Source organism: Aeromonas sp. 9A (genome assembly GCF_963900955.1).
In the GTDB taxonomy this organism is placed as follows: Bacteria; Pseudomonadota; Gammaproteobacteria; order Enterobacterales; family Aeromonadaceae; genus Aeromonas; species Aeromonas salmonicida.
Genome location: NZ_CAWRFG010000001.1, coordinates 4,479,643 through 4,497,703, shown reverse-complemented (window position 1 = coordinate 4,497,703; position 18,061 = coordinate 4,479,643). Strand labels below are relative to the sequence as shown.

Annotated in this window: 15 protein-coding genes; 9 read left to right on the top strand and 6 right to left on the bottom strand. The window is 62.1% G+C overall.

From position 1 onward, the window contains the following. Positions 1-24: 24 nt before the first annotated feature. From ilvD to ompA, 3 genes are all read left to right on the top strand, one after another. Positions 25-1,866, top strand: coding sequence for a dihydroxy-acid dehydratase (gene ilvD, locus AACX78_RS20800; RefSeq protein ID WP_159167290.1), 1,842 nt, complete (start codon positions 25-27; stop codon positions 1,864-1,866). Between the two features lie 175 nt (positions 1,867-2,041). Beyond that, a complete protein-coding gene (ilvA, locus tag AACX78_RS20795; RefSeq protein WP_159167289.1) occupies positions 2,042-3,562 on the top strand; it encodes a threonine ammonia-lyase, biosynthetic in 1,521 nt (506 codons plus the stop codon). A 316-nt stretch (positions 3,563-3,878) separates the two neighbouring features. Beyond that, positions 3,879-4,985 (top strand): porin OmpA, encoded by a 1,107-nt coding sequence (gene ompA, locus AACX78_RS20790; RefSeq protein ID WP_159167288.1) that lies wholly within the window; start codon positions 3,879-3,881, stop codon positions 4,983-4,985. A 56-nt stretch (positions 4,986-5,041) separates the two neighbouring features. On the opposite strand, the gene AACX78_RS20785 is transcribed toward ompA, so the two are convergent. After that, positions 5,042-5,494 (bottom strand): HPP family protein, encoded by a 453-nt coding sequence (locus tag AACX78_RS20785; RefSeq protein WP_159167287.1) that lies wholly within the window; start codon positions 5,492-5,494, stop codon positions 5,042-5,044. A gap of 76 nt (positions 5,495-5,570) precedes the next feature. Here AACX78_RS20785 and AACX78_RS20780 point away from each other — a divergent pair, with 76 nt between their 5' ends. Beyond that, a complete protein-coding gene (locus AACX78_RS20780) occupies positions 5,571-6,125 on the top strand; it encodes a TetR/AcrR family transcriptional regulator (RefSeq protein WP_159167286.1) in 555 nt (184 codons plus the stop codon). Between the two features lie 52 nt (positions 6,126-6,177). Further along, complete coding sequence (locus tag AACX78_RS20775; protein WP_159167285.1) at positions 6,178-7,293, top strand: hypothetical protein; 1,116 nt, start codon at positions 6,178-6,180, stop codon at positions 7,291-7,293. A gap of 87 nt (positions 7,294-7,380) precedes the next feature. Here the strand turns inward: AACX78_RS20775 and priA are convergent, their stop codons facing one another. After that, a complete protein-coding gene (priA, locus tag AACX78_RS20770; RefSeq protein WP_159167284.1) occupies positions 7,381-9,588 on the bottom strand; it encodes a primosomal protein N' in 2,208 nt (735 codons plus the stop codon). A 147-nt stretch (positions 9,589-9,735) separates the two neighbouring features. Here priA and rpmE point away from each other — a divergent pair, with 147 nt between their 5' ends. From rpmE to AACX78_RS20755, 3 genes are all read left to right on the top strand, one after another. Further along, positions 9,736-9,951, top strand: a complete 216-nt coding sequence (rpmE, locus tag AACX78_RS20765; protein WP_005318234.1) for a 50S ribosomal protein L31 — start codon at positions 9,736-9,738, stop codon at positions 9,949-9,951. 169 nt (positions 9,952-10,120) lie between these two features. Then, on the top strand, positions 10,121-11,554 hold the full coding sequence (locus AACX78_RS20760) for a DUF2867 domain-containing protein (RefSeq protein ID WP_042467752.1): 1,434 nt from the start codon (positions 10,121-10,123) through the stop codon (positions 11,552-11,554). 179 nt (positions 11,555-11,733) lie between these two features. Next, positions 11,734-12,978: a malic enzyme-like NAD(P)-binding protein gene (locus AACX78_RS20755; RefSeq protein ID WP_159167283.1), complete on the top strand. Its 1,245-nt coding sequence runs from the start codon at positions 11,734-11,736 to the stop codon at positions 12,976-12,978. A gap of 79 nt (positions 12,979-13,057) precedes the next feature. Here AACX78_RS20755 and AACX78_RS20750 read toward each other — a convergent pair whose 3' ends face one another. From AACX78_RS20750 to trmA, 4 genes are all read right to left on the bottom strand, one after another. After that, positions 13,058-13,258 carry a hypothetical protein gene (locus AACX78_RS20750; protein ID WP_201302914.1) on the bottom strand — a complete coding sequence of 67 codons (201 nt, stop codon included), beginning with the start codon at positions 13,256-13,258 and terminating at the stop codon, positions 13,058-13,060. A gap of 54 nt (positions 13,259-13,312) precedes the next feature. Further along, on the bottom strand, positions 13,313-14,638 hold the full coding sequence (rstB, locus tag AACX78_RS20745; protein ID WP_159167578.1) for a two-component system sensor histidine kinase RstB: 1,326 nt from the start codon (positions 14,636-14,638) through the stop codon (positions 13,313-13,315). Positions 14,639-14,724: 86 nt separating this feature from the next. Continuing rightward, on the bottom strand, positions 14,725-15,432 hold the full coding sequence (gene rstA, locus AACX78_RS20740) for a two-component system response regulator RstA (RefSeq protein WP_159167281.1): 708 nt from the start codon (positions 15,430-15,432) through the stop codon (positions 14,725-14,727). A gap of 144 nt (positions 15,433-15,576) precedes the next feature. Next, positions 15,577-16,710 carry a tRNA (uridine(54)-C5)-methyltransferase TrmA gene (gene trmA, locus AACX78_RS20735; protein WP_159167280.1) on the bottom strand — a complete coding sequence of 378 codons (1,134 nt, stop codon included), beginning with the start codon at positions 16,708-16,710 and terminating at the stop codon, positions 15,577-15,579. A 172-nt stretch (positions 16,711-16,882) separates the two neighbouring features. Between trmA and AACX78_RS20730 the strand changes: the two genes are divergently transcribed. Further along, entirely contained in the window at positions 16,883-18,025 is a 1,143-nt protein-coding gene (locus AACX78_RS20730) for a DUF5610 domain-containing protein (RefSeq protein WP_059111892.1), read from the top strand. Positions 18,026-18,061: the final 36 nt, after the last annotated feature.

The window sequence follows — 18,061 nt, the reverse complement described above, 5'->3', positions numbered from 1 at the left end:
ATGGGCATTCAGGGAGTAGAGACAATGCCGAAGTTGAGATCCGCCACCACCACCCACGGACGTAACATGGCCGGGGCCCGCGCCCTCTGGCGCGCCACTGGCATGATAGACGAGGATTTCGGCAAGCCCATAATAGCCGTGGTCAACTCCTTCACCCAGTTCGTGCCCGGCCACGTTCACCTCAAGGATCTCGGCCAGCTGGTGGCCCGCGAGATCGAAGCCGCCGGCGGCGTGGCCAAAGAGTTCAATACCATAGCCGTGGATGACGGCATCGCCATGGGCCACGGCGGCATGCTCTATTCGCTGCCGTCTCGCGAGCTTATCGCCGACTCGGTGGAGTACATGGTCAACGCCCACTGCGCCGATGCCATGGTCTGCATCTCCAACTGTGACAAGATCACTCCGGGGATGCTGATGGCCGCCCTGCGCATCAACATACCCGTGATCTTCGTCTCCGGCGGCCCCATGGAAGCGGGTAAGACCAAGTTGTCCGATCAGATCATCAAGCTGGATCTGGTGGATGCCATGATCCAGGGCGCCGACCCCAAGGTCTCCGATGCCCAGAGCGAACAGGTGGAGCGCAGCGCCTGCCCTACCTGCGGCTCCTGTTCCGGCATGTTTACTGCCAACTCCATGAACTGCCTGACCGAGGCGCTGGGGCTTTCCCAGCCGGGCAACGGCTCCATGCTGGCGACCCACGCCGATCGCGAGCAGCTGTTCAAGCTGGCGGGCCAGCGCATCGTCACCCTTGCCAAGCGCTGGTATGAGCAGGACGATGCGTCGGCATTGCCGCGCAATATCGCCACCAAGGCGGCATTCGAGAATGCCATGGCGCTGGATATCGCCATGGGCGGTTCCACCAATACAGTGCTGCACCTGCTGGCGGCGGCCCAGGAGGCCGGGGTGGACTTCACCATGGCCGATATCGACCGCATGTCTCGCAAAGTGCCCCAGCTGTGCAAGGTGGCCCCCTCTACCCAGAAGTACCATATGGAAGATGTGCACCGTGCCGGTGGCGTGGTCGCCATTTTGGGTCAGCTGGAGAAGGCGGGTCTGGTGCACGGTGACACCCGTACCGTACTGGGTGGCTCCCTGGCCGAGCTGCTCAACGAATACGACGTCAGCCGCCAGCCGAGCCAGGAGGTGGTGGACTTCTACCGCGCCGGGCCAGCTGGCATCCGCACCACCAAGGCGTTCAGCCAGGATTGCCGCTGGCCCGAGCTGGATGTAGACAGAGCCGAGGGGTGCATCCGCTCGCTGGAGCATGCCTACAGCCTGGAGGGGGGCCTCGCCGTGCTCTCCGGCAACCTGGCCCTTGATGGCGCCATCGTAAAAACGGCCGGGGTAGATGACGAGAACCTCTGTTTCCGTGGCCCGGCCCGGGTATTCGAGAGCCAGGACACGGCGGTTGCCGGCATTCTGGATGGCACGGTCAAGGCCGGTGAAGTGGTAGTGATCCGCTACGAAGGGCCAAAAGGGGGTCCGGGCATGCAGGAGATGCTCTATCCCACCACCTATCTCAAGTCCATGGGATTGGGCAAACAGTGCGCCCTGATCACCGATGGCCGCTTCTCCGGCGGCACTTCGGGTCTCTCCATCGGCCACGTCTCGCCTGAGGCGGCCTCTGGCGGCACTATCGGTCTGGTGGAGGATGGCGACATCATCAACATCAACATCCCGGCCCGCAGCATGGTGCTGGAGGTGGCCGACAGCGTGCTGGCCGCCCGCCGTGTTGCCGTGGAAGCCCGTGGCTGGAAGCCGCTGGATCGTCAGCGTCAGGTCTCCTTTGCCCTGCGCGCCTACGCCATGCTCGCCACCAGCGCCGACAAGGGCGCTGTGCGTGACCGCAGCAAGCTGGAGGAGTGATAATGAACTCTGCGAGAAATTATTCGAACAAAGTGCTGCTCGCCTCCCTCTGTGCCGACAAGGGCGCTGTGCGTGATCGCAGCAAGCTGGAGGAGTGATAATGAGCCTTTATCGTTTGCTCCGTGATGAGCCGGGGGCAGTATGCGCCCATCAATGCGAGACGGAGGAATAACTCATGGTCTCTGCGGCTGATTATCTACGCAAGGTGTTGCTCTCCCCCGTCTATGAGGCGGCGCGGGTGACACCATTGCAGACCCTTAAAAAATTGTCTGAACGGCTTGGCAACCATGTGGCGCTCAAGCGTGAAGACTTGCAACCCGTGCACTCCTTCAAGCTGCGCGGTGCCTACCACAAGATCGCCACCCTGACCCAGGAGCAGAAGGATCACGGCGTCATCGCCGCCTCTGCCGGCAACCATGCCCAGGGGGTCGCCCTGTCGGCGGCCAAGCTCGGCATCAAGGCCATCATAGTGATGCCCAAGACCACGCCGGACATCAAGATCGATGCGGTACGCCGCCAGGGCGGCAATGTCATGCTGTTTGGCAACAGTTTCGATGAGGCCTATGCCGAGAGCCGCCGCCTCTCCGAACTGGAGGGCTACACCCTGATACCGCCGTTTGACGACGTCGAGGTGATCGCGGGCCAGGGCACTATCGGCAAGGAGTTGCTGGAGCAGGATACCCACCTCACCCACGTCTTCGTGCCTGTGGGTGGCGGTGGCCTGGCCGCCGGTGTGGCGGTTTATATCAAGCAGCTGCTGCCGGACGTCAAGGTGATCGGGGTGGAAGCGGAGGGGTCCGCCTGCCTCAAGGCGGCCATGGAGGCCGGCGAACCTGTCAATCTGGAGCGGGTCTCCCTGTTTGCCGACGGTGTAGCGGTCAAGCGCATTGGCACCGAGACCTTCCGCCTCTGCAACCAGTATCTGGACGAGGTGGTGACCGTCTCCAACGACCAGATCTGCGCCGCGCTGAAAGACATCTTCGACGACTGCCGTGCCATTGCCGAACCTTCCGGCGCCCTGTCGCTGGCGGGGCTCAAGGCCTACAGCGAGCGGGAGCAGGTCAAGGGCGGGCGGATGGCGGCCATTCTGTCGGGCGCCAACGTCAACTTCCACAGCCTGCGTTATGTGTCGGAGCGCTGCGAGATCGGCGAGAAGCGCGAGGGCATGCTGGCGGTGACCATACCCGAGCGCAAGGGGGCCTTCCTCGACTTTTGTCGCCAGCTTGGGCCTCGCATGGTGACCGAGTTCAACTACCGCTATTCGGATGCTGCCCAGGCGTCGTTGTTTGTCTCGGTGCGCCTGACCGGCGGCGGCGAGGAGCTTGGCCAGATCATCGATCAGCTCGGTGGCAACGGCTATCCGGTGGTCAACATGACAGAGAGCGAGCTGGCCAAGAACCACGTGCGCTACATGATTGGCGGCCGCCCGGCCCGGCCCCTCGGTGAACGTCTCTACAGCTTCAAGTTTCCGGAGCAGCCGGGCGCCCTGATGCGCTTCCTGGAGACCCTGGGCTGTCGCTGGAACATCAGCCTGTTCCACTACCGTAACCACGGCGCCGACTACGGCCGCGTGCTCTGCGCCTTCGAACTGCCGAACGAGGACGTGGCCGCCTTCCACGACTACCTGCGCGAGATTGGCTACGGTTGGAAAGAGGTCAGTGACGACCCCGCCTACCGGCTGTTTCTGGCCAGCTGATACAGAGCGAAAAGCAGGAGGGAGGCGTTATGCCTCCCTCTTCATTTTTGGGCCTGTTTCTCGGGGCTTAGGTGGCGACAGCGACATATTGGCCACCGGAAGAGCCGAGTTTATGCAGCGCTTTCAACGCACTATGAAAATCCTCATGCACAGGGTCGTTTTCCCGTCTGGAATGTCGCCAGCTTCACACTCTTGAGTCCCTGGTCATTTGAGGCTGACAAGAGATGGGATAACCTGAGTGGCGGGGCCAGCTTGGCCCCATCAGGGAAGAGAGCGCATTGCGCGCCCACAACGACTTATCGCAGAGGCTTTCACCATGAATAAATCGATACTTGCCGCTCTGGTCAGCGGCCTGCTTGCGACCGGGGCCGTGCAGGCTGCCGCCCAGGACAATACCTGGTATGCCGGGGGCAAGGCCGGTTGGTCCAAGTACTTCGACGTCGACCAGAAGCAAGTGGTTTCGGATACCCTGGGGGCGCTGCAAAATACCGGCACCAGCAAGGATGCTCTCGGACTGGGAGCGTTTGCCGGTTATCAGCTCAACCCCAACCTGGGTTTCGAGTTCGGCTATGACTGGCTCGGCAAGTACACCTCGTCCGGTGAGCTGAGCGGGGTCAGGGTGGAGGGGGAAGCCAAGAGCCAGATGATCCAGGCCACCATGAAGATAGGGTTTCCGGTCAATGATGCGCTGGATCTCTATGGCCGGATTGGTGGTGGCTACGCCTGGACAGACAGCGAGCTGTCAGCCCGGACGGCGACCGATTTCATCAAGGAAACCGGCGACAAGCATGGCGCAGTTTTTGTCGGGGCCCTGGGCGCCGAATATGCTATCGACCGTGACTGGGCCGCCCGTCTCGAATATCAGTACACAACCCCGCTGGGAGATGCCTCCCTCGATCGTTCCGGCATAGAGATGGATAACGGCCTGCTCTCTGTGGGCATGCTCTATCGCTTCGGCCTGCACGGGAACGAGGTGGTGGCCCCTGCTCCGGCCCCCGTCGTGGAACCCGCACCTGCCGTTGTGGTGGCCCCCAAGACGTTCAGCCTGAGTTCGGATGTGCTGTTCGAGTTCAACAAGGCCACCCTCAAGCCGGCTGCCAGTCAGGCGCTCGATACTCTGTTCAGCCAGATAGTGGCCGCCAATCCCAAGGACGGTGCCGCGACTGTGGTGGGGCATACCGACCGTATCGGCTCCGATGCTTACAACCAGGCATTGTCGGAACAACGTGCTCGCACAGTGGCCGACTATCTGATCGCCAAGGGACTGTTTGCTGACAAGGTGCGGGTCGAGGGACGTGGCAAATCCTCCCCTGTGACCGGCAACAACTGCACCACTGGCTCCCGGCCTGCGCTGATCGCCTGTCTGGCCCCGGATCGCCGGGTCGAGATCCACCTGGAAGGGGTCTCCCAGCCAGTCCAGTAACGGCATGGACGGGATAGCGAGATAACAAGGAGGGAGGCGCTGCCTCCCTCTTTGCTTTATGTGGTTTTGAGCGGCCACAGCTTCAGCCGTTGAAAACCTTGGCCCAGCAGGATCAGCAGCAAGGCGCCCGGCAGCACTGTCTGCCACAGGAAGGGCCACTCCTGTCCCGTCATCAACACCAGCAAGGGGTTGGCGCCAGCGGGGGGATGGATGAGATCCAGGCCCTGCATCAGCGCGATGGCCAGACCCACTCCCAATGCCAGCTGCAACTCCAGCGGCAAGGGGAGCCACTGCACCAGCAGTCCGACGCTGGCGGTCAGCAGATGGCCTCCGAGCACCTTGGATGGACGAGCCAGCGGGCTTGCCGGCAGTGAAAACAGCAGCAAACAGCTTGCCCCGAAAGGCGCCATGATCAGGGCCGTGTGCCAACTGACGTTCAACCAGCCCATTATCCCGATCGCCAAGGCGGCCCCCAACCCTGCCCAGAACGGGCCATACCATTTTTTCATCACGTTTCTCTCTTGGTTTGTCTGACGTGATTAGGCACATTAGGTAGACAGATCGGTGTACTTCAAGGGATGAATCGTGAGTGAAAAGCGCCAACAGCTGATGGCAACCGCCTATCGCCTGTTCAATCGCCATGGTTTTCACGCGACCGGCATAGATCGCATCTGGGCAGAGGCGGGTAGTACCAAGCGAACCCTCTACCGCCATTTTCCGACCAAAGATGCCTTGATCGAGGCTGTACTGCTCTCCCGCGAGCAGGAGTTCTTCGCCCTGCTCGAGGGGAAGCTGGCAGGTCTGGAGGGGAGGGAGAGTCGATTGCAGGCTCTGCTCGACGGATTCGGGGAGTGGTTTGGTCGCAGTGATTTCTACGGTTGCAACTTCATCAATGCCAGCGCCGAATTTGCCGATCCGCGTCATCCGGTGCGCAAGCTGGTGGTGGCGCACAAACAGGCGCTGTTGAACTGGGTCAGGATGCAGCTCGGGTGCAGCATCCCGCAAGCTACCGGACTTTGTCTCTTGCTGGAGGGCGCCGTTGTTATGGCGCACAGCTATCAGCAGCCGCTGGCACTGGTGCAGGCAAGATCGCTGGCCCTGGCCTTGTTATGTGCCGATGATGACGCAACCGTGACCTGATATAGCCAATCGGTGTTAAGCCCCCGGTTGCAGCTGGTCGATAATTGACCAGATGTATAGCGCCGAGGGCGATCAGATGCGCATCGATCACTACGACCTCCAGGGGGAGGTGCAACACCAGTATCAGCAGCTACAGACTCGCAAGGTACGTAATCTGGGGCCTGTTGCCCCGGTTGTGCCCGGGAATACGACAGCCGGTGAGGCCACCCCTGCTGCAGGTCCGGCTGCGGTTCCTGTTGTGGAACGCGTGGTGGCGGAGCTGATGCGCTCAGCCAGAACGATCTCGACGCAGGGAGGGGCGGCTCAGCAAGGTGCCATGGGGACTGAGGGGGTGCCCTCTCTGGTCAAGCCGGAAGCCGAGGAGACCAATCCGAATGACGGCCTGGATAACCGGCTGCGGCTGATCAAGCTGATGATAGAGGCCATGCTCGGCCACGAGATAGAGCTGCCCAAACCCATCAAGTCATCTGGAGGGGAGATGGAGGGCGTGGCCCAGGGAGAGGCCGCCCCTCAGGCAGCGGAGCCGGATCAGGCGGTGGAGGTGACCGACACTCTGCTGGAACAGGAGCAGCTCAATGTAGTGGCATCGGCCAGCGTGCAGACCAGTGACGGCCAGACCCTGCAGCTTGATCTCGGCTTTGTACTCGACTGGCGGCAGCTTGAAGTGAGTCAGCGCCGCACCACCCTCAATGCCCTGAAAGACCCGCTGGTGCTCAGTCTGGATGGCAAGATAGCCGATCTGACCGAGGCAAGGGTCAACTTCGATATCGATCAGGATGGCAAGGATGACAGCCTGCCGGGTTTGAGCGAAGGCAGCGGTTTCGTGGCGCTGGATCGCAACGGCAACGGCGCCATAGACGATGGTGGCGAGCTGTTCGGTGCCCGTTCCGGCAACGGTTTTGGTGAGCTGGCCGCGCTGGATGAAGATGGCAACGGCGTACTGGATGAACGAGACAGCCACTTCTCTGCCCTGCAGTTCTGGCACCCGGACCATGCCCCCATCGCCCTGGTGGAGCTTGGGATAGGTGCCATACTGCTGCGCCCCCTCGATACGCCCTTCAACCACCTGGGGGAGAGCGGCAATCAGGGGGTCTTGCGCCAATCCGGCCTCTACCTCACCGAGCAGGGCAAGGGGGGCTGGGTGCAGCAGATCGATCTGCGGGTCTGAACCCGGACCCAGGCTGGCGAATCGCGGGATCGCGAGTCACCACTTCTGGCGAGTCGCCGTCAGCGCTTGAGCAATATACGAACTGGTTCAGTTCAGCTCGGTGGGGTCAATATCCAGACTCCAGCGTACCTTCTTGGTCTCGGGCCAGCCATCCAGCTCCTTGACCGCCCAATCCATCAGTTGTGCCAGCGGGGCCCGGTTCGGCCCCTGCACCAGCAACTGCATCCGGAACTTGCCCGCCTTGCGTTCCATGAAGCCGCTGATGGGTCCCAGCACCTGCACGTGGGGGTAACGGGCGCTACGCAGCGTATCTGCGAGGCGAGCGAGAAACAGCTGTACCTCATCGCGGCCGTTGGCCTCGGCCCGAAACAGCCCCTGATAGCTGAACGGTGGCAACCCCAGCAGGTGGCGCTCTTTCAGCGCCGTGTCGGCGAAGTGGCCGTAGCCGTTCTGGGTCAGATCCTGCAACAGGGCATGTTCCGGGTGGTGGCTCTGTAACACCACCAGACCGGGCTTGCTGGCGCGACCTGCGCGACCCGCCACCTGGGTGTAGAGCTGGGCCAGTTTCTCGGCGGCGCGAAAATCGGCGGAAAACAGGGCACCATCCACATCCAGCAGGCCCACTAACGTCACATCCGGGAAGTGGTGGCCCTTGGCCAGCATCTGGGTACCGATCAGGATCTTGTACTTGCCCGCCTTGATGTCGCCGAGATGGGTCTCCAGCTCCCCTTTACGACGGGTGTTGTCTCTGTCGATGCGCACTACGGGGTATTGGGGGAACACAGTGGTGAGCAGCTGCTCAAGCTGTTCTGTGCCCACCCCTGAGCCTATCAGCTCCTTGCTGCCGCACTCGGGGCAGCTGTGGGGCAGGGGGCGCACGCTGTCGCAGTGGTGGCAGTGCAGGCGACGCCCTGCCTGATGCCAGGTGTACCAGGCATCACAGCGCTCGCAGGCGGCGCTCCAGCCACACTGGTGGCAGATCAGCGACGGGGCATAGCCGCGCCGGTTGAGAAACAGCATCACCTGATTGCCGGCCACCAGGTGCTCCGCCATCAGCTGCTCCAGCTGGGGGGAGAGCCCGGCCTGCAGCCGAACGCTCTTGATATCCAGAATCACCTGACGGGCGGTCTGGGCGTTGCCGGCGCGGCGCGTCAGGCTGAGGTGGTGATACTTGCCGGTTCTGGCGTTGTGCAGCGTTTCCAGCGACGGGGTGGCCGAGCCGAGCAGTATGGGAATGCCGGCGCGATGGGCCCGCATCACGGCGAGATCCCGGGCGTGGTAGCGAAAGCCGTCCTGCTGCTTGAAGGAGCTGTCGTGTTCCTCGTCGATGATGATGATGCCGAGGTTCTTGAACGGGGTGAAGACGGCGGAACGGGTTCCTATCAGGATGGCGGCGCCGCCATCGCGGCAGGCGAGCCAGGCATCGAGCCGCTCCCTGTCATTCATGGCGGAGTTCATCGCCACCACGGGCACCTTGAAACGGCGGCGGAAGCGATTGATGGTCTGGGGGGTGAGACCAATTTCGGGCACCATCACTAGCGCCTGCTTGCCCGTCTTGAGCAGGGGCTCGAGAATGCTCAGGTATACCTCTGTCTTGCCGGAGCCTGTGATACCGTCCAGCAGGAAGGCGCCGAACTGGTCGCTCTGGCTGGTGACGGCGGATACCGCCAGCGCCTGCTCGCCGTTGAGGCGCAGCCCTTCTCCCGCGTCAAAGTGCGTCGCCCAGTCACCATCATGACTCGGCTCCAGGCTGCGTTTCTCCAGCAGGCCCTTCTTCTCCAGCGCCGTGAGCGCCGCGCTCTGGATCTCCTCCTGCTTGAGGGCGGACGGGGTTTGCGGCCCCTTGCGCAGTAAAGCGAGGGCCTGTTGCTGCTTGGCGGCCCGCTTTAGCTCATTGAGGTCCATATCCATCCCGGCTTGCGTGGCAAACCAGAACTCCAGCTCCCGATAGGCAGCTGGCTCCCCCTTGCGTACCAGCACCGGCAGAGCGTGGGGCAGCACCTCTCCCAGCGGATGCTGGTAGTAGTTTGCGCTCCAGTTCATCAGCGCCAGTATGTCCGGCCCCAGCACTGGCGTGCTGTCGAGCACCCTTTTCAAGGGTTTCAACTTGGCTCTGGGCACCTGGCTCTCGGCCGGATGATCGACCACCAGCCCGACCAGCGTCTGGGGGCCAAAGGGGATCTCGACCCGACAGCCGGGCTCAGGCAGGGGCAAGGGAGAGAGATAGTCGAAGTGACGGCGTAACGGTACCGGGACAGCGACACGAACCAGATCCAGCGTTTGGGAAGAATTCACCAGGGATTGCCTATTTTTTCTGCGAAGCCACTTGCCTGATCTCAGGCATTTCCTATATTATTCGCAGCCTTTGAAACTGTGTTCAACAATCGTGTGGTGTCCGACAGAAGATCGGATAGCGACACGGCCTGATAATTGAGGTTGTCCATGAAAGCTGGTATCCATCCCGAGTACGTAGCCATCACCGCCAAGTGCTCTTGCGGTAACGTCATCAACACTTTCTCTACCATGGGTAAAGATCTGAACCTGGACGTGTGCTCCGCATGCCACCCGTTCTATACCGGCAAGCAGAAAGAAGTTTCTAGCGGCGGCCGTGTAGACAAGTTCAACAAGCGTTTCGGTGGCTTGACTGCCAAGAAGTAATCTTACTTCTGAAGAATTCTGAAAAAGGCGCCCATCGGGCGCCTTTTTCATTGGTCGACGTTTTGTATTGAACTGGTTTGCCCTATGGTGTTGGCTCAATCAAGGGAGATGCATGTCTGTCGATGACAGCACCTTCATGGTGAGCATGAACAATACGGGAGGAGTGCCAATGCGAAATTGTCTGGTGATGGGAGCCGCGGGTTATATCGGTTCCTATCTGGTCCCTCACCTGCAAGGGCTGGGTTATCGGGTGATCGCTGGCGCTCGTCGCCCCTGCCGCCTGCCGCAGGGCGTGGAGTTTCGCTTTGCCGACAGCCTCAAGCCCATCACACTGCTGCCTGCGCTGGCGAACATAGACACCGTCTTCTATCTGGTCCACGCCATGGGTGCCGGCGCCGATTTTCACCGGCTGGAGCAGCAGGGAGTGAAGAACTTTGCCGCCGCCGCCCGCGCCGCCGGGGTGCGCCGCATCATCTATCTGGGTGCCATTCAGCCCGAGCAGTGCAACAGTCGTCACCTCAACTCCCGCCGCTATTGTGGTGAACTGTTTCGTGACTCGGGTGTGCCGACGGTGGAGCTGCGCTCCGGCATCATCATAGGGCCGGGCTCGGCTGCCTTCGAGGTGATGCGGGATCTGGTGTTCAACCTGCCGATGATGGTGACCCCCAAGTGGGTGCGCTCTCGCACGCCTCCCATCGCCCTCTCCAATCTGTTGCACTATCTGGGCGGGCTGGTGGAAGTTGAGGGAGTGGATGGTCAGGTGCTCAATGCCGTTGGCCCCGAGCTGCTCAGCTACCAGCAGCAGTTGCAGAAGTTCGCCGCCCACATCGGCAAGCGCTGCCCCATTATTCCCATCCCCTTCCTGAGCCCCAAGCTTTCTGCCTGGTGGCTGCAATTCGTCACGTCTGTGCCGCAGCCGGTGGCCAAGGCGCTGGTGGGTGGTCTCAAGCACGATATCCCTGCCGATGATGGCCCGCTGCGGGCCTTGCTGCCCCAGACACTGCTCAGTTTTGACGAGGCGCTGGCGGAGAGTCTGGCGCTGGAGCAGAAGCTCGGGGCCGAGCAGCAGGGGGAGGAGACGCCGCTGGGCTTGCGCTGGCGCCATCCCGAGTACGGCTTCTATGATCGCACCGCCAGCGGGGAGGCCATCTGTCTCGCCTCGCCAGAGGTGGTGTGGCAGGTGTTGCAGCAGTTGGGGGGGGAGCAGCGCTACTTCTACATGAACGAGCTGTGGGTGGTGCGCGAGTGGATGGATCACCTGATCGGCGGCCCGGCCCGTACCCGTGGTCGCACCAACCCGGATCGTTTCGTGAAGGGGGACATGCTGGACTCCTGGCAGATCCTGGGGGTGGACGAAGGGCGCAGGCTGGATCTGCTGTTCAACATGAAGGCGCCCGGGGTGGGGCGACTGGCGTTCAACATACTGCCGGAGGAGTCCGGTCTGACCCGGATCAGGGTTACCGCCCACTGGCATCCCCAGGGGGCCTGGGGGCTGGCCTACTGGCTTGCCATGCTGCCGTTTCATCTCTTCATCTTTCAGGGGATGACGGAGGCCATCGCCAGACAGGCAGAAGCCAAAGCAGGCATCCCTGTGATGGGGTGAAACCATATCTATAACTAAATGGGTATTCATGGTTAGCATGACATGCTAATTACTGAATTATCATTGGCCGCCTGCAATACTTTCCTCTGTGAAAGGCCGGCGGTTTTCTTTATGATCCCCAGCCCTCGCCTGTCGCGAGCCAATGCACCACATCATTCACTTCCGTATCGGGGTCCCCCATGTCCGATCTTCGTCAACAAGCACTCGATTACCACGCTCAGCCCGTGCCGGGCAAAATTGCCATCGCCCTCACCAAGCCCGCCGAGACAGCCCACGATCTGGCGCTGGCCTACAGCCCGGGTGTGGCCGAGCCGGTGCGCGAGATCGCCGCCAATCCCGACGATGCCTACCGCTACACCGTCAAGGGCAACCTGGTGGCCGTCATCTCCAACGGTACTGCCATACTGGGGCTGGGCAACCTGGGTCCGCTTGCTTCCAAGCCGGTGATGGAGGGCAAAGCCCTGCTGTTCAAGCGCTTCGCCGGCATAGATGCCATCGACATAGAGGTGAAGCACGAGACCAGCCAGCAGTTCATCGACACTGTGGCGGCCATCGCCGACACCTTCGGTGGCATCAATCTGGAAGACATCAAGGCGCCGGAGTGCTTCGAGATCGAAGAGGCGCTGATCGCGCGCTGCGACATTCCCGTGTTCCATGATGACCAGCATGGCACCGCCATCGTCACCGCCGCCGGTCTGCTCAATGCGCTGGAAGTGCAGGGCAAGCGCATCGAACAGAGTCGCATCGTCTGCATGGGGGCGGGGGCTGCGGCCACTGCCTGCATGGATCTGCTGATCAAGTGCGGCGCCGCGCCACACAACATCTTCATGCTCGACCGCCAGGGGGTGATCCACACAGGCCGTACCGACCTGAACCGCTACAAGCAGCGTTTTGCCAACGATACGTCGCTGCGCACCCTGATGGATGTGATTGAAGGGGCTGATGTGTTTGTCGGTGTGTCCGGTCCGGATGTGCTGCCCGCCGAAGCAGTGGCCCTGATGGCACCCAATCCGGTCATCTTTGCCTGCTCCAACCCGGATCCCGAGATCAAGCCGACCCTGGCCCACTCGGTGCGCGATGACCTCATCATGGGTACGGGCCGCTCCGATTATCCGAACCAGATCAACAATGTGCTCTGCTTCCCCTTCATCTTCCGCGGCGCGCTGGACGCCCGCGCCAGCCGCATCAACGATGCCATGAAGATAGCCGCGGTCGAGGCGATCCGCGGTCTGGTGAAGGAGCCCGTACCGGCCGAGGTGCTGACCGCAGCAGGGGTGAGCGCGCTGGCCTTCGGCAAGGATTACGTCATTCCCAAGCCGATGGATGCCCGTCTGCTGCCACGGGTGGCCCGTGCCGTGGCGCTGGCGGCGGTCGCCTCCGGTGTGGCGCGCGTCGCGCTGCCGGCAGACTACATGCTGGAATAAGTCTGCGGCGCCATGCCGACCACGACAGAAGGGGCCCCATGATTGGGCCCCTTTTTGTTACGGGAAGCTTGATGCGTCGTTATTTGGTCTTGGGAGCGACCTTGACGGCCGGTGTCTTGGCATGAGTGGCCTTGTGATGCTTTTTCACCATCTTGGTCTGGGTCGCCTGAGGGGCGGCTGCCTTGGTGGGGGTGGCTGCCATGGTGGGGGTAGCTGCCATGGTGAAGCCGGAGGTCAGGGCGAAGACAGCGGCCAGGCTCAGGGGGATCAGCTTGTTCATATTCCAGTTCCTCATTCGGTTTGATGACATGGAGCTTTTCTCCATGACTTCATCCTAGGGCTGTTCCGCTGGCGGTTCAGTGAGCGACTGGTGACGGTTTGTATCCAAATGTACAGGCAGCCTGAGGCAGAAGCGGGCGCCGACTGCACTGGGCAGCAACTGCACCTCACCACAGTGGTGGCGGGCTATGCTGCGCACTATGGCGAGGCCGAGACCGGCGCCGCCGGTACGGCGATCCCGGCTCTGATCCAGGCGCATGAAGGGCTCGAAGATCTGGGGCGCCAGCGCCGGATCTATGCCGGGGCCGTCGTCGGCCACCTCCAGCAGATAGTGATCCTGCTGCTGGCTCATGGCGAGGGTCACCCGGCTGGTGGCGTGGCGCAGGGCGTTGCCGATGAGGTTCTCCAGCGCCCGGTCCAGCAGGCGGGGATCGCCGCGCCAGGGCAGGGAATGGGTGGGACACACCAAGTCGAGTCGTTTTTCTGGCCGCAGCGCCTGCCAGTCCGGTAGGTGGCTGCCGGCCCAGCTGGCCAGCTCCAGCTCGCTGCATTGCAACGGCAGCTCGGGACGATCCAGCCTGGCGTAGGTGAGCATCTCCTCGATGAGGGCGTCCAGTGCCCCCAGATCGCGCTCCAGCCCCTGTTGTTCCGCTGCCGATGGTTGAGGGGCCAGCATGGCGAGCCGGTAGCGCAGCCTGACCAGCGGGGTGCGCAGTTCGTGGGCGATGGCATCGGTCAGCTGTTTGCGACTGGCCAGCATGGCTTGCAGCTGCTCCGTCATCTGATCGAAGGTGCGTCCCACCCGGCCCAGGCTGCTGCCGGGCGGCAGGCCGGTGCGGCTGGAGAGATCCCCATCACCCACCCGACGGGCGGTTTGTTCGAGACGTTGCAGGCCACGCCAGTGCGGGCGCAGCCAGAGCAGGATCGGCAGACCGAGGGAGAGACCTATGGCCAGCAGCAGCCCCACATCGACCCAGTGCAGCTCGTGCAGATAGGAGAGATAGGGCACTGGGCCGACGATCAGCACTTGATCGGTGCCCGGGATGCGCTGCAGGAAGGTGTCATCCCCTTCGACGATGACTATGTTGCCCGCCTCGAGAAAGGCCTGATCCTCCTTGGCCAGCGGCTGGTTGGCGAGGGCGCCGATCTGCAGCGGCAGGGTGAGCTGGCGACTCTGCTCCGCCATGCGCACGGGCCAGCGCTCTTTCGGCAATCGCGCCAGTTCGCCGGTGAGCAGGCCGAGGGAGCCTTGCATCATCCGCTCCAGATAGCGGTCGCCCGCCCGCTCGGCGCTGACCTGATAGACAAGGCCGACCAGCAGTATGGCCAGGGTGAAACAGCCGATCAGCAGCAGGTAGAACTGGATAAACAGACGGCGCATGGGATCCCTCATCTTTCCTTGATTGCGTTGTTGCCCCTCATCCTCCGCAAGGGGAGAAGGGATCATCAACATCATTCGGTGGCTGCTTATTCCCAGGCGTGGGGTACCAGCAGATAACCCTTCTGGCGCACCGTCTTGATGCGGGTCGGGTTGTTGCTGTCATCCCCCAGCTTGCGGCGCAGGCGGGAGATGGCCACATCCATGCTGCGATCCTGGCCGTCGTAGTCGCGGCCACGCAGGCTGCGAAACAGCGTCTCCCGTCCCAGGATCTGTCCCGCATGGCAGGCCAGCTCCCACAAGAGGTCGAAGTCGGCGGTGGAGAGGGGGATGCTGTCGCCATCGAGCCGAACGTCCCGACCCGGCCCGTCGATCCGCAAGCGGCCGAACTGCAGGCGCTGGGGCGGCGTATTGGCCACGGCTGCTTGCGGTGCCTGTCCCTGCTGGCGGAACTGGACCCGCAGCCGGGCCAGCAGCACAGGGGGCGGCGTTGTCTTGAGGATGTAGTCGTTGGCTCCCAGCTCCAGACTCAGGATCTGGTTCATGTCGCTGTCGAGAGAGGTGAGCATGACGATGGGGCCCTTGAAGCGTGGCCGCAGATCCCGGCACAGTGAGAGACCATCCTGCCCAGGCAGCATGATGTCGAGCAGCACCAGGTCTGGTTGCTCGGCTTCGATTCTGGCAAGTGCCATGTCGCCTCTGGGCTCCAGCAGTACTTCGATGTCGTGACGGGCAAGCCAGCTGCTGATGAGCTTGCCTATTTCGGGATCATCTTCAACAAAAAGAATGCGTTGCATTGTGGCGTGACACCCTGGCAGTGGCGCGGATGCGCGCCTGCCAGCATACCGGCTCCCCGCGTGGCGTGCACCGGGATAACTAATCAAACAGGGCCCTTGGGCCCTTGGGCCCTGTGGTCACGCCGGTCGTGGAGACCCGCCGAATCAGCCTGCCTTGCGCTTCAAGTAGACCCCGGCTTCCATGTGATGGGTCCAGGGGAACTGGTCAAACAGGGCGAAGCGGGCGACTTCGTGGGTCTCGCCCAGCACCGCCATGTTGGCCTGCAGTGTCTCAGGGTTGCAGGAGATGTAGAGGATGTTGTCGTACTCCTGCACCAGTTTGACAGTGGCATCGTCGAGACCGGCGCGGGGCGGATCGACGAAGATGGTGTTGCACTGGTAACTTTTGAGATCGACTCCCTTGAGGCGGTTGAACTCCCGCTCGCCGCGCATCGCCATGGTGAACTCTTCGGCCGACATGCGCAGTATGATCAGGTTGTCGACGCCGTTGGCGGCGATGTTGAACTGGGCGGAGTCGACGCTCGGCTTGGCAATCTCGGTGGCCAGCACCTTGCGGAAGTTCTGGGCCAGCGCGATGGAGAAGTTGCCGTTGCCGCAGTAAAGCTCCAGCAAGTCCCCTTCGCTCCCCCTGGTCACATCCAGCGCCCAGCCCAGCATCTGCTCATTGATGGCCGCGTTGGGCTGGGTGAAGCTGTTCTCCACCTGCTTGTAGGTGAGCTGGCGGCCGGCCACGTTGAGCTGCTCGATGACGAAGTCATCGAGCAGACAGATCTTCTGCTTGTGGGCGCGGCCAATCAGCCGCAGGTCGAACCCCTGAGCCCGCAGATCGGCTTGCAGCGTCTCGGCGGCTTGCTGCCATTCGGCTTCGAGTTTGCGATGGTAGAGCAGGCTCACGATGATCTGGCCGGATTGGGTCGAGAGGTAATCGATCTGGAACAGCTTGCGACGCAGCACAAAGTGCGGGCGCAACCCTGCCAGCAGCACCGGCATCAGCTGGTTGATCAGAAGGCTGGCGGTGGGGAAGTGAGCGACCCGGATGATCTCCTTGGTGGCCTGGGCATACATGCAATGGAAGAGGTCATCCCCTTCGTGCCAGATGCGAAATTCGGCGCGCATCCGGTAATGCTCGGCGGGTGAGGCATGCACCTCCAGCGCGGGAGGATTGAAGCCGGCAAACAGCTGGGTGAGTCGCTCGCGCTTTTCGTCGAGCTGGGCCTGATAGTCGGCGGGGGTCCGCAGGGCCTGGGAGTCGGCGCCAGCTTGCTGGATTTGGGTCATGATATACCTCACATGCACACCGGCAGGGCCGGGTCGAAATCGGGGGGAAGGCAGCAGGCCACCCAAAGGGGCCCGATTTTAAAAGCCAGCCGCAGATTGTCCAGTATTTTGTGGTCAAGAAGTGTTCAGTCAGGCCGATACCTGATCTACAGGCATGGTGGGAGGACACATTATGCAAATCGACGGCGTGGGCTCAGCCCAACCCAAGGGAGTGGGCGTTTCGCCCAAGGCACCCCAACAGGCACAAGAGAAGCAGGCCAGCAGCGGGGAAGAAGTCTCCTTGCACCAACCACCCAAGTGGGCGCAGGTACTGGTACAGCAGGCGTTGCAGTTTGCGCTGGAGATCAACGGTCAGCGCTATCAGGCGCCCAAGGCAAAAGAGCCGGAGGTGGTCACCCCCGAGACCCTGTTCGACTTCCAGTCGGTGGCAGACAATGTGTTGCAGTTCATCACAGGACGGCTTGGTGCCGCCCGTGCGGACGGCAAGTCCGATGATGACCTGACCGAAATGATGGAACAGGCCCGCAAGGGCGTGGACATGGGATTTGGTGCCGCCAGGGAGCAGCTGGGTGACTGGGCCACCGAGAACGAAGACATCAAGACCGGCATCGATCAGAGCTACAAGCTGATCCAGGACGGGCTTGAGGAGTTCGAGAAAGAGTTCTTTGGCAAGGTCTCCACCACCGAGATGGGAGCGGCCGAGATGGCCAGCCGTCAGCAGGGATACCTGGAGATCCAGACCAAGGATGGGGACAAGGTGGTACTGCGCTTCAACGACAGCTGGCAGGTCAAATCCGAGAACAGCGAGAGTGGCAGTCAGTTCAGCCTCAAGTCGAGCCAGAGCTTCAGCTTCTCGCTGGAGGGGGATCTCAGCAGCGACGAGATGGATTCCATCGGCAAGCTGATCAAGGGGATCGACGATCTGGCGGGAAACTTCTTCTCCGGCAATTTCGAGGACTTGCTGAAGAAGGCGGGCGAGTTGAAGCTGGATGACAGCCAGCTGGCCTCCTACTCCCTCAAGCTCAAGCAGAGCGTCAAGCTGAGCCAAACCTACCAGGGGGCCAGCTCCCTGCAGGATCTCCTCAAGCCGCTGGCGGATTACCTGCCCAAGCTGAATCAGGTACAGCAACAGGCGGATACCCTGCTGCCGGAGTCGCAGCAGCAGGCACTGACACCTGCGGTGCTGGCGGCCCGTGGCCAGACCGAACCGGCTCAGGTCAACAGCTTTACCAGCTTCAACCAGCGGATGCTGGAGGCGCTGCGAATGATAGGCCAGTTCCAGCCTGCGACCGAGCCCGCCAGCAAGAGCGTCTGAGCCGCCATCGCCCGGTTCAAGCCATAAGCTGCCGTT